Here is an 11,761-nt window from a genome sequence, read left to right as displayed (position 1 = left end):
AAATTAATTGAAGGAGTGATGCACAAATGTTTAAAAAAATATTGGTCGCTATTGACGGCTCGGAACAATCCTTAAAGGCTGTAGATTCTGCTCTGGAACTGGCTCAAAAGGTAGACTCCGAAATTATGTTCTTAGAAGTGGTTCCTCCCATTCCTGCCTTTGGTACATATAAGAAAGCTCTGGAACACACGATTCATGAACGAGATGAGAAGATGATCGCTGAAGCCCGGGAAACCATTGCAAATTCGGCGAAAAAATTTGATGAACTGCATATTCCATACAAGTCCAAAGTGGTCATCGGCGATCCGGCAGAACAGATTTGTTTAATCGCCGAGGAGGAACATATTAGCTTGATTATTATGGGAACCCTCGGTAAAACCGGCATTACCCGCTTTCTCATGGGAAGTGTCAGCTCCAAAGTGGTTGCCCATGCCCATTGTTCCGTATTACTGACCAGATAATACCCGACTCTTCTCCGGGGAACCCCTTGAAACGTAAGGATTTCAAGCAGCAAAAACTTTTAAGTTTCCATTTAGTAACAAAAGAACAAAGGTTCATAGCTAAAACCTTTGTTCTTTTGTTCTACTCGCGAGGATCTTATTTTCTGGACCCCGGCATTCAGCGGTCGTTTTCCCCCTGCGGTCTGTGACCTCCTACCTGTTTACCATTTGATCTTTGCCGATTATCTTATTTTCCTTTGCCCTGATGCTTAAGATTTAAAAAATAGAAAAAATAACCTAAAACAAGTCCGTATATAGATGCGCCGATAAAACTGGAAAAAATGGTCAAGGTAGGAATCTTTTCCAAGGGCTGTAGCTTCATTAAAATATCCAGGGCGTTGATAAAAAACCAGGTAACGATACCAAATAACCACCCTTTAAAGAGATAATGACCATCTGCAATCTGAGTGACCAGATAGGCATAGAGGATGCCCAGAAAGCTTGTAAATACTAATTGGGCAATGAGAGCAAATGCAGCGGCAAAAAAAGAATCGGGCCTTACCCCATACAGCATCACGGCGCTCCAGTCCAAGTATCGCAACTTGGTACCATGAAAAATATAATAGTCGATAAGACTGAAAGCATTCATGGCGATACCGCCAAACAGCCCTGATCTGAAGCCATAGCTAAATCTTTTATCCATCTAACAAACCATCCCGTCTTCGAAATCTAAACTATTATTCCCCATTTCTCAGGTTATAACACCACAGCATTCCCTGGGTATACTTTTAAACAAGTCATGGCTTCAAAGATAAAATAAAAGGGGTTGCTCCTTTTAGGTGAAAAAGAATCAAATAAGTTTTTGGATCAAATCTAAGCATTTAGATTATAATGGGAATGGTAAAAAAAATAGCAGGGGTGATTCCTGTCCCTGTATTTACGGAGGTTGGTATGGAGAGCATCTATTTAGACGAAATTATTCAGGCCACCGGGGGAAAATATGCCGGCACGACAAAAAATATCCTGATTCATGATGTAAGTACCGACAGCAGAAAGGTTAAACCGGGTGATTTATTTATTGCCTTGGAAGGAGAATTCTTTGACGGGCATGACTTCATAAAAGATGCCGTGCACAAAGGGGCTCAAGCTGTCCTGGCCTCAAAGCCCGTGACCGTGAAGCAGGTACCGGTGATTCTGGTTGCCGATACCTCCAAAGCACTCCTGGATTTGGCTGCCTTTTACAGGCAGAAGTTTCCCATCCCCGTGATTGCGGTTACCGGCAGTGTGGGAAAAACCAGCACAAAGGATATGATCGCGTCTATTCTTTCCGCCAAATTGAATGTGCATAAATCCAAAGGAAATTATAATAACAATATCGGCTTACCTTTAACCATTTTCCAACTGGAAGCAAAACATGATGCCATGGTAGTCGAAATGGGCATGAGAGGATTAGGAGAAATCAGCGAACTGACCCGTATCGCCAAACCTTCCCTCGCGGTGATTACCAACATCGGTGTCTCTCATCTGGAAAGGCTGGGTACCCAAGAGAATATTTTAAAGGCCAAACTGGAAATCCTGGCCGGTCTGGAAGACAACGGAGTTTTAATTCTAAATGCCAACGATCCCTTGCTGTGCAAGGTTGATCCAAACGTAGCGAAAAACATTGTTTACGTTGGCGTGAATACCCCGGCCCATTATACCGCTTATGATGTGAGAAACAGGGGGGAAGAAGGTATTTCTTTTAAACTTAATTTAGGGGGACAGGAATATGATATCCAGATACCGGCAGTTGGCGAACATAATGTTTCAAATGCCTTGTTCGGTATTGCTTGCGCCAGGCGTCTGGGCTTGAGTCCGGAACAAATTATCTCCGGGATCAAAAATTATACGCCTGAAAAGATGAGATGTACCCTGATTGAGAAAAATGGTATTACATTTCTCAATGATTGTTATAACGCAAGCCCGGATTCTTTTAAAGCGGCTTTGGAAATTTTGCATCATCTGGCATCCGGCAAACGTGCTCTTGCCATCATCGGCAATATATTTGAGCTGGGAGAAATCGCTTCGGCAGCCCATTTTGAAGTAGGCAGGCTGTGCAGCAAATTCCAGGTGGCCTTTACGGCCATTATCGGCGCGAACGCGCCGGATGTGGCCCGGGGGATCGGTGATCCTAGTAAATATAAAATATTTGACAGCCATGAAGAAGTCGTGCGCTACATGAAAGAATTTGCTAAAGAAGGAGATGTGGTTTTGATTAAAGGCTCCAGAGGGATGAAGCTGGAAAAAATCTTAGATTTATGGGAGGCATAGGCTGTAAAATTTTTCTTATTCTACTTTATATTTAGGCAACTTTCCATCTTTTTGAGTTCCTGATCACTTAATTCCTAATAGTAGAAAATGACCCAGTTATTCAATACTGTCTTCATCACGCAGATAAGGTATAATTTTGTTAACCGTGGTCTAGCCAAAAACAAGGAGGTGGAGAGTTGCACGAAAGCCTGCCCAAGAAGGTTTCCTTCCTCATACTGCTGGTGTCTTTTGTGCTAGCTAGTCTTTTTTACGTACCGGTTCCAGCTTCAGCCTTAGACAGGCATATTGTGGCACCCGGCGACACCCTTTATCGGATTGCCCCCAAATATCAGGTCTCGGTTGATGAGCTCCTGCAGTCCAATCATCTTCAAAGTGACACCATTTATACGGGACAAGCCCTGGTGATCCCTGAGAAATTACAGACGCATATTGTGGTTCAGGGGGAAAGTCTCTATCGCATCAGCAAATTGTACGGCGTGTCCCCTACCATACTTGAGCAGATCAACAACCTATCCGACGATACCATCTATGCCGGGCAACGCCTGAAAGTAAATGCTTTGGGTTATCAACGACCAGAGGCAATGATCATCGGTTACTATACGGACGAAGAGCCCAATTTAGGATCTTCTGCCTGGTCAGCATCGGCTCATATGAACAGCATGTCCCGATTAGCTCCCTTTTGGTTCCGGTTAAATCGGTATGACCCTACGCAACTGGAAACCATGGATACCTTTGATGAAACAGAGGCGCGCAAAGTGGTGGCAACCGCTCACGCACAAGGTGTACCCGTGATTCCGGTGATTCACAACTTTTTATATCCGGAGCGGTCATTCCCTTCGAAGCTGGTCAATCAGATGCTATCCAGTGAAGAGAATCGCCAGAAATGTATCTCTAATATTATCCAATTGATTCAGTACTACCAGTTTGACGGAGTAAACATGGACTTTGAAGGGCTTAGAAGCAGCGACCGGGATCGTCTCTCCATCTTTTACCAGGAACTAGGAGAACAACTAAAAGCCCGGGGCTACATTTTCACGGTTGCTGTGCCGGCGAAATCCCAGGACAGCATCACCAATCCCTGGTCGGCCCCCTATGACTATGAAGCGATCGGCAAGGCGGCCGATCAAGTGATGCTGATGATGTACAACGAGCATGGCTTCCCAGGCAGCGGACCCGGCCCTGTATCCTCCATGGGATTTAATCATGCGGTTGTTGATTACGCGGTCAAAACAATACCCGCGTACAAAATTATTCTGGCCGAACCTGTATTTGGTTTCGATTTTAACCTAGATACAGGCAAATATGCTTATCTTTCCCATGAGCAAGCCATGGAGCGCTTTGAGGATTTTAGTACAGTATCTTCCTTTGATGTAAATAGCCGGTCCGGAGTATTAAGGTACGTTGATCCCCAAAACAATCAACGTCATGAAGTATGGTACGAAAATGCCCTCAGCCTGAAACGCAAGCTGGAGCTAATCAGGCAATATGATCTCGGAGGAGTAGCTCTTTGGCGTTTAGGTATGGAAGATCCGGCCATCTGGTCGGTGATTCAGGAAAAAATAACTGTAATCAGGTAGTTACGGGCGGGTGAAGCTTCACCCGCCCCTATCAATTTCATTTCATTTTTATATTCTTCCCCTCCCTCCCCAACCCTATTTTTTGCATCCCCGCGAAACAGAATCGGCTGATGGGGTGTATTCCTGCCCATGAGAAAAAATATTTTTCTTATGGCGCCGATTGACTGATTTACGAACGTCGTATAGGCTTGGGCAAATTATCACAAGGTAAGAAATAAAGGGGATCTGAAATATGGTAGATATCATGGATAAATTGCAGAAGATCGGGGAAATTGGCAAGTCGCCCAGGGAAAAACAGAGATTGATTAATGTCAATGAAGTCTTCTATGTGTGGGATATTTTAGTAACCAAGCTAGATATCATGGAGACCATAGGGATTATGGAAAATTTTATTGAGGATATCGATTTAAAATTTATCACAGGCCAATTAGTAAAGGTGCTTCGGTCAGGTATTGATGAGATGGAAAAATTAATGAAGAATTACAATATCCCTTTTCCGATCCAGCCACCGGCCGGCAGCAATTTGGCCGTCAATTGGGAAGGTTATTCGGACAGGTACATCTATATAAGCATATTTGAAGGAATTCAATCCTTCTTTCCTATTCTTTCCAGCGGTTTTATGAATAGTACCTCCCCTAAAGTGAGAAAAGCCTTTAAAGAGCATTTGCTTTTAACTATGGAATTACAGGAGTTAATTGTAGAATATGGCAAGTTAAAAGGGTTTTTAAACGAACCCCCGGTTTATCGGCCATAAATTCCGCTTAGCGCAAGCCTCCAAAAGCAATTTTTAAAAAATATTGAGGGTGGCATCATGAAGATTTTTCGGAAAATCCATAAAATAAGCGAATTAGGCATGTCGACTAAAGAAAAGCAGCGAAATGTTAATGTCAGTGAAGTATTTCATCTCTGGAATCATTTGGTGCAACGATATAATGTCATTTATATTACGGATACTTTAGTCACTTTTGCTCGGGATGAAGATCTAAAGATCATTCTTAATACAGGAAAAAAGACTCTTGTGGGGCATATCGGGACCTTGGAAAAAGAGATGATCGCATATGGAATCCCTTTGCCAATTAGACCGCCCAAGCATACGCAAACGACGTCTCATGCAGAGCAGATTTCGGATAGATATATCTTTAGACGGGTTCTCAGAGGAATTCAATCATTTCTTCCTACGCACACCATGGCTTTTGTGCACAGTACTTCTCCGGCAATCAGAGAATTGTTTATGTCATTTTTAATTGAAGAGATGAAGCTTTATGACAAATTTGTTGAATACGGAAAAATAAAAGGGTATGAAATCGTCCCTCCCATGTATCGGGTATAAGGATACGGCTTTTCTTTTCCCCCAAACGTCAGACTCCTCAGTATCTTTTCCGTAGGATATTATAACCATTTATTGTATAATATCATATGGATAAAATTTTGCTAATTGGGTGGTCAAATGGACATGGGAAGGGAAAGTAACAGAGGCAAACACCATGCTTTAGTAGTTGAAGGGGGGGCCATGAGAGGCATTTTCTCGACGGGAGTACTGGACGCTTTTTTGGAGAAAAGCTTTAATCCCTTTGATCTTTTCATCGGGGTCTCTGCAGGGGCAACGAATATTGCATCCTATTTAGCAGAAATGTACCAGAGAAATTTAAAAGTATACACCGATTATTCCATCCGTCCTGACTTCATCAGTTGGAAAAAGTTTATTCGGGGCGGACATTTAATTGATTTGGATTGGCTTTGGCAACTGACGGTAAAAGAAATTAGATTGGATCTAGATAAAATATTTCAACCAGCGAAGGAATACTACATTGGCGTAACGGAAGTAAACACCGGTAAAGCAGTTTACTTAAAACCAGAAAAAAATACCCTGGAAAAGGTTTTGAAAGCTTCCAGCTCCATTCCCATTTTTTATCGCCATTTTACGAAAATAGATGGTATCGATTTTGCGGATGGAGGGATGGCAGACCCCATCCCCGTGATAGAGGCATATAGACGGGATGCAACAAGTATTGTGGTGATACGCTCGCGCCCCTATTCCTACCAAATGAGAAAAAGCTTCTTTCAGTTATTAAGTAAAGTGTATTTGAGGAATTATCCGGGGTTGATCAATACTGTGATGAATCGGCCAAAAATATATCAAAAATCATTAGATTTTATGCGTCATCCACCCAAAGGGATCAGGATTTTTGAAGTGAATCCGCCGGAAAACTTTCAGACCAAAAGGTTAACCACAAACCTTTCCATTTTGAAACAGGATTACAGATATGGATATCAAATGGGCATGGAATTAATCGAACAATGGCATCAATCTTAACGCTGATCTGCGTCAAAAAAACTTAAAAAAGCCTCTGCCATCTATTCAAACCGGCTCATCATTTTCCCTGCGAAATGAGAAAAAGGACTTCGCTTGAAACAGTCCTTTTTCTCAGATGCACTAATACCAATCAATCTTACATTATTACCCTTAAACATGTTCTACCACAAAATTTCCTTGGGCAAGCCCAAAAGATTTCCCGAAAATAGTAGTATTTTCGGCAAAATTCTTCATCGCAACAGCGTACTTTTTATCAGTATAATACTTTAAATTTTTTATTTGTTTTTTATAGGTATTTCACTTGTATTTTATTAATTTGCATATTATAATGTGCTTAGTCCATTAAAAGATTCTCTTTCTTTTTCCTCCTTCTTAGGAGGTTTTTTTGTAAGCTTGCCCGCCCTTCTCATAGGCTCCCGGGCAACTTATTTTTAATTATTTCTTCTCCATCTTACCCGCGCAGGATATCCTCATAACCCATGCCTGGTTGAGCCGTACCGGCTGTACTGAAAGGAATGCTTTCCACGATGCTTCGAATGGTAAAAAAGGGAACGCTAAAAATCAGGTCCGACTCCTTAAACCCTTTCACAAGATGCCGGCTAGAGGGGTCAATAAAGGTAACGTTTATGCGTCCTGTGGAAAGAGGTTGGGTAATTGCCCCGGAACAAGTAGATCCCGATAATTGCACCTTGAGGGGGATTCCGGTTTCAAAAGTTGATAATAGAACAAGACGGCTAGCTTGACCGGGGTTACACAAGAATAAGACTAAATCCGGTTTTAACGCGCATACCTGCAAGGGTCCAATGATGACATATTTTGAGACACCATAGGGGGGCTGGCCTTGGCTCAGGGAGCGCATGCGAAAAAAGGATGCATTACCGGAACAAAACTTTTCTCCTTCAATGAGAAATCTTTTCGTTAAAGCAGCCCTTTCCGGAGAAGGAGTAGATAAACCCAATGAGGTCAGTCCGCCGGGGCAAGTGCAATTTTCCGCGCAAATGCTGAAAGTGGCTCCTTTTCGCGCTGCCTGGTAAATAGCGGTGCAGGGCATAATCCGGCTTTCTTTTCCGTTCTGCGCAGGAGTATCACTAAATGCTACTCCTACAGGACTGCTGTCTAATGCCAATACTTCTGCCAATTGTCTCGCATATTCTTGCCAAATCATCTCATCACCCCTTGCTCATTATTTTCCTTATTATAACATTTAAGTTTAATTATAACATCCTATTTTTCATGTACCCCTGAGCCTCCCATGGGTAAAACCTTAGAACCGCAAGAATACTTTTCGCTAGGATGCGGTGGAGAATATATTTCAACCATCTTCCGCCTTTTTTCCGCAAAATGAAATAAAATACTTCCAACTGCACAAAATAAAAACCTGGCGATAAATAAACAAATACTTGCAGGTCAATTTCTTAGGATACGAAATATCAGGCACAGGAGGTACACATGAATATGGATGAGCAAAAGAGGTTTACCAAACCGCCCCAGTCGTATTGGATGGCTTCCACCCCCCAACCCGGCTATCCCGTATTAAATGAGGATTTAAAAGTAGATATTGCCATTATCGGCGGCGGTTTTAGCGGGATCGCATGCGGTTATATGCTGATCAAAGAAGGGATCAAAACATGTATTCTGGAGGCCGACCACATCCTCCAAGGCACAACGGGACATACCACGGCAAAGATTACCTCTCAGCATGGGCTGATCTACAGCAAAATAAAGAGTCAAATTAGCGCAGAATTTGCCCAACAATACGCGGATGCAAACGAATCGGCTATTAAATTAATTGAAAAAATCGCCCAGGAAAATCACATTGCATGTGATTACATCCATCAATCTGCCTATGTTTATACCTTGCAGGATAAGTATGTCAAAAAAATAAGCGAAGAGGCAAATGTTGCCTCCTCAATAGGAATAAAAGCCAGTTATCTTGAGGAGATCCCTTTGCCCATTCCTGTAAAAGCGGCGGTCCGTTTTGATCATCAGGCCCAGTTTCATCCCCGAAAATTTTTGCTTGCACTGGCTCGGGAAGTTGCCCATAGAGGCAGTCAAATCTTTGAGCAAACTCGGATTGTTGACATGGAAGAGAAGGATCAACACTATCTTTTGACCACCCATCAAGGGAAAAGAGTATCCGCCAAAAAGGTGATTATTGCTTCCCATTATCCCTGCTACAACAAAAACGGCCTCTATTTCGCCAGATTATCCTCGGAACGATCCTATGTCGTAGCCATTCAAGCCAAAGAAAAATATCCGGGCGGTATGTATATCACCGCCGAGAATCCTGCCCGTTCCCTGCGCAACCAGGCCTTTCCTGGGGGAGAATTAATCATTGTAGGAGGAGAGCACCACAAAACCGGCCAGGGTAAGGATACCATCCAACATTATCAGGCCCTGATAGATTTTGCCAATGAAACCTTTAACGTTGAGGACATTCCCTATCGTTGGTCAACCCAGGACTGTATGACTTTAGATGATTTGCCTTATATAGGCCATTTTACGTCAGACACTCCTAACCTGTATATTGCGACCGGATATGGAAAATGGGGTATGACCAATAGCATGGTTTCCGCCATGATCATAAAAGATTTAATCGTTCATGGGGAGAACCCGTGGCAGGACGTGTATAACCCCTCCCGTCAAACGATAATAGCGTCTGCCAAAAACTTTCTTGTGGAAAATCTTAATGTGGCGGAACAGCTTATTGATGGTAAAATCTCTTCCCTGCCCACCGAAGTAACTCTCAAACCGGGCGAGGGAAAAATAATTGAGGCAAATGGCCAAAGGGCAGGGGCATATAAGGATGAACAAGGGACCCTGCATGTTGTAGATACCACTTGTACCCATATGGGCTGTGAACTGAATTGGAATTCCGCGGAAAAATCCTGGGATTGCCCCTGTCATGGCTCAAGGTTTTCCTATGAAGGCAATGTCATTGAGGGTCCGGCTGTCAGGCCGTTAAACATCCATCATGATGTGAATACGATTGAAAAACTTCTCAAAGACAACTTTTAAAAATGTTTCTATCCCACGATTTGAGCAAAAAAGATTGATTAAGGATTGTTGTGGATGAATATGAAAAACAATATCATGATGGGAATCGCAGGAGCAGCACTGGGAATCTTAGGTATAAAATGGGGGAGCCGGTTTATCGTGAATAGAACTTTAGATTCCGCTGTAAAGACAATTATGACCGATCCTTATGACGAAAACCTTTGGGAGCTTATTTCCGCCACCGCCCGGGTCAGTCCCCAGGTCATTCTGGAAACCAATTTAAGAGCCCAGCGAGGAGAGTTAATTAATCGACCCTTAGGTTCGCCTAAAAAATTTCCTTCTCTGGAAAGCCTCATGTTTAACTTTGCCCAGTTAAAGGATTTGCCCACCCCCATTGAAACACCGGTGGACACTTCGGTAATCATTGGCAAAAAGGCCAAAAAGCCCTTTAAAATCGGTCTTCCTATGATGGTTTCAGCCATGGCTTATGGGGAAGCACTGAGTGCCGACGCCAAATGGGCCTTAGCCAAGGGAGCATCTAAGGCAAAAACAGCTATTTGCTCCGGGGAAGGTCCCTACTTAGTTTCCGAACGAGAGACGGCAGATACTTATATTTATCAATATAACCGGGGGGATTGGAACGATGTTGACCATATTCTTCAGAACTGCTCTGCCGTCGAAATTCAGTTTGGGCAGGGGGCCCTGGGAGGAGCCGGCCATGTCATTCATGCCAAAAATATCGACCGAAAATTGCGCAAAGATTTTAAGTATCCCAAAGGGAAAGATGCCGTTGCCCATTCCCGGCAGTTGCGCGTACAGGAAATTACCGATTTGCCGAAATTCATTCAGAATCTTCAAGAGAAGAGTGGGGGCGTACCGGTCGGCACGAAATTGGCGGCAGGAAAATGGCTGGAGCAGGATATGGAAATTGCCTGTAATGCGGGGGCCGATTATATCGTGCTGGATGGGGCAGAAGCCGCCACCTATGGCGGCCCGCCCATTCTGGAAGACGATTTTGGCGTTCCCACGGTTTTTGCCCTGGCACGAGGGGCGGACTGGCTAGATAAGACGGGGTTCCATAAAAGTGTTTCCCTGATTGCCAGCGGTAAAATTCGCACACCAGGGGAGGTGTTAAAAGCAGTAGCACTGGGGGCCGACGCATGTTATTTAGGTTCAATGGCTCTCTTTGCGATGGCCCATGATCAGGTTTTAAAGTCCTTGCCCTTCGAGCCTCCCACGCAGGTTGTTTGGTACAAAGGCAAAGATGCCGGCCAGTTTAATAAAAAAAAGGGGGCCGATTCCCTGGCAAAGTATTTCTTATCCTGCAAGGCTGAATTAGAGGTCGCTATTAAATCTTTAGGCAAAACATCTATTTCTGAAGTTAATAAAGATGATCTTTTTTCTCTTGACGAAACCATCGCCAAAGGATTAAAAATTCCTATGGCCTATGAAAAAGCCAACAGCTGACCGAATATTTCTTTTTCATAATTTGAAGGCTGCTCCCAAATTATGAACATCATCCTGCACATGAGGATTATCCTGGACAGAAACTTCCCCGGTACATACGCCGTATGCCTGGGCAAAATCCATTTTCAAATAATCACAGATATCATGAAACATGTTTTTGATGATTTCCGCACCCGAGTTGGGTTCTTCACCGCCATACGTCATTAATAAGACAAACTTTTTCCCCTTAAAATTATCACCGGAATTAAGGGCATAAAACCGATCAACAAACTGCTTGGCTTGGGACGTAATATTCCACCAGTAAATGGGCGACGCCAGCACCAAGACGTCCGCCTCTAAAATACCCGGATATATTTCCGCCATATCGTCCTTGATCACACAGTCTCCGGGAGAGCTTTTGCACCCTTGACATCCTTTGCATGACTGAATGTTTTTTTCCGCAACTTCAATCGTTTTGACCTCTGCTTGATGATTTTTTACTAGCCCCTGTAAATAACATTTCAAAAGAGCGGCTGTATTTCCGTTTTTTCTCGGGCTTCCCTGAATCGCTAAAACTTTCATTCCCCTGTTCCTCCTTTTTTCAGAGAGATGATTACTCTCACATTAGACGGGTTTCGGAAAGTCTTATAAAAAGGAACTCTCCAAAAAGTACTATG

11 protein-coding genes are annotated in these 11,761 nt (G+C 43.3%); 8 read left to right on the top strand and 3 right to left on the bottom strand.

What is annotated here, in order from left to right:
- Nucleotides 1–26 precede the first annotated feature (26 nt).
- Entirely contained in the window at nt 27–461 is a 435-nt protein-coding gene (locus DCMF_RS01450; protein WP_148132784.1) for a universal stress protein, read from the top strand.
- A gap of 226 nt (nt 462–687) precedes the next feature.
- Here the strand turns inward: DCMF_RS01450 and DCMF_RS01445 are convergent, their stop codons facing one another.
- Nucleotides 688–1,143 carry a hypothetical protein gene (locus DCMF_RS01445; RefSeq protein WP_148132783.1) on the bottom strand — a complete coding sequence of 152 codons (456 nt, stop codon included), beginning with the start codon at nt 1,141–1,143 and terminating at the stop codon, nt 688–690.
- 248 nt (nt 1,144–1,391) lie between these two features.
- Here DCMF_RS01445 and DCMF_RS01440 point away from each other — a divergent pair, with 248 nt between their 5' ends.
- The 5 genes from DCMF_RS01440 (at nt 1,392) to DCMF_RS01420 (ending at nt 6,641) form a co-directional block, all read left to right on the top strand.
- Nucleotides 1,392–2,750, top strand: a complete 1,359-nt coding sequence (locus tag DCMF_RS01440) for a UDP-N-acetylmuramoyl-tripeptide--D-alanyl-D-alanine ligase (RefSeq protein ID WP_214659017.1) — start codon at nt 1,392–1,394, stop codon at nt 2,748–2,750.
- A gap of 176 nt (nt 2,751–2,926) precedes the next feature.
- A complete protein-coding gene (locus tag DCMF_RS01435) occupies nt 2,927–4,327 on the top strand; it encodes a glycosyl hydrolase family 18 protein (RefSeq protein WP_148132781.1) in 1,401 nt (466 codons plus the stop codon).
- Nucleotides 4,328–4,559: 232 nt separating this feature from the next.
- Nucleotides 4,560–5,081: a hypothetical protein gene (locus tag DCMF_RS01430; protein WP_148132780.1), complete on the top strand. Its 522-nt coding sequence runs from the start codon at nt 4,560–4,562 to the stop codon at nt 5,079–5,081.
- 57 nt (nt 5,082–5,138) lie between these two features.
- Nucleotides 5,139–5,657, top strand: a complete 519-nt coding sequence (locus tag DCMF_RS01425; protein WP_148132779.1) for a DUF3231 family protein — start codon at nt 5,139–5,141, stop codon at nt 5,655–5,657.
- Between the two features lie 123 nt (nt 5,658–5,780).
- Nucleotides 5,781–6,641: a patatin-like phospholipase family protein gene (locus DCMF_RS01420; RefSeq protein ID WP_214659016.1), complete on the top strand. Its 861-nt coding sequence runs from the start codon at nt 5,781–5,783 to the stop codon at nt 6,639–6,641.
- Nucleotides 6,642–7,092: 451 nt separating this feature from the next.
- Here DCMF_RS01420 and DCMF_RS01415 read toward each other — a convergent pair whose 3' ends face one another.
- Entirely contained in the window at nt 7,093–7,806 is a 714-nt protein-coding gene (locus DCMF_RS01415) for a DUF169 domain-containing protein (RefSeq protein WP_148132777.1), read from the bottom strand.
- 284 nt (nt 7,807–8,090) lie between these two features.
- On the opposite strand from DCMF_RS01415, the gene DCMF_RS01410 reads away from it, so the two are divergent.
- Nucleotides 8,091–9,659, top strand: coding sequence for an FAD-dependent oxidoreductase (locus DCMF_RS01410; protein ID WP_148132776.1), 1,569 nt, complete (start codon nt 8,091–8,093; stop codon nt 9,657–9,659).
- 54 nt (nt 9,660–9,713) lie between these two features.
- Complete coding sequence (locus DCMF_RS01405) at nt 9,714–11,105, top strand: FMN-binding glutamate synthase family protein (RefSeq protein ID WP_148132775.1); 1,392 nt, start codon at nt 9,714–9,716, stop codon at nt 11,103–11,105.
- A gap of 15 nt (nt 11,106–11,120) precedes the next feature.
- Here DCMF_RS01405 and DCMF_RS01400 read toward each other — a convergent pair whose 3' ends face one another.
- Complete coding sequence (locus DCMF_RS01400; RefSeq protein ID WP_148132774.1) at nt 11,121–11,666, bottom strand: flavodoxin family protein; 546 nt, start codon at nt 11,664–11,666, stop codon at nt 11,121–11,123.
- Nucleotides 11,667–11,761 lie beyond the last annotated feature (95 nt).

The organism is Candidatus Formimonas warabiya (assembly GCF_002777255.1).
In the GTDB taxonomy this organism is placed as follows: Bacteria; Bacillota; Dehalobacteriia; order Dehalobacteriales; family Dehalobacteriaceae; genus Formimonas; species Formimonas warabiya.
This window is presented reverse-complemented; position numbering and strand designations above follow the sequence as displayed.

Excerpts from the sequence above, each read along its gene's own strand:
- DCMF_RS01450 (WP_148132784.1), top strand. The coding sequence starts at position 27 with ATGTTTAAAAAAATATTGGTCGCTATTGACGGCTCGGAACAATCCTTA.
- DCMF_RS01415 (WP_148132777.1), bottom strand. The coding sequence starts at position 7,806 with ATGATTTGGCAAGAATATGCGAGACAATTGGCAGAAGTATTGGCATTA.
- DCMF_RS01445 (WP_148132783.1), bottom strand. The coding sequence starts at position 1,143 with ATGGATAAAAGATTTAGCTATGGCTTCAGATCAGGGCTGTTTGGCGGT.
- DCMF_RS01425 (WP_148132779.1), top strand. The coding sequence starts at position 5,139 with ATGAAGATTTTTCGGAAAATCCATAAAATAAGCGAATTAGGCATGTCG.
- DCMF_RS01420 (WP_214659016.1), top strand. The coding sequence starts at position 5,781 with ATGGGAAGGGAAAGTAACAGAGGCAAACACCATGCTTTAGTAGTTGAA.
- DCMF_RS01400 (WP_148132774.1), bottom strand. The coding sequence starts at position 11,666 with ATGAAAGTTTTAGCGATTCAGGGAAGCCCGAGAAAAAACGGAAATACA.
- DCMF_RS01440 (WP_214659017.1), top strand. The coding sequence starts at position 1,392 with ATGGAGAGCATCTATTTAGACGAAATTATTCAGGCCACCGGGGGAAAA.
- DCMF_RS01430 (WP_148132780.1), top strand. The coding sequence starts at position 4,560 with ATGGTAGATATCATGGATAAATTGCAGAAGATCGGGGAAATTGGCAAG.
- DCMF_RS01410 (WP_148132776.1), top strand. The coding sequence starts at position 8,091 with ATGAATATGGATGAGCAAAAGAGGTTTACCAAACCGCCCCAGTCGTAT.
- DCMF_RS01405 (WP_148132775.1), top strand. The coding sequence starts at position 9,714 with ATGAATATGAAAAACAATATCATGATGGGAATCGCAGGAGCAGCACTG.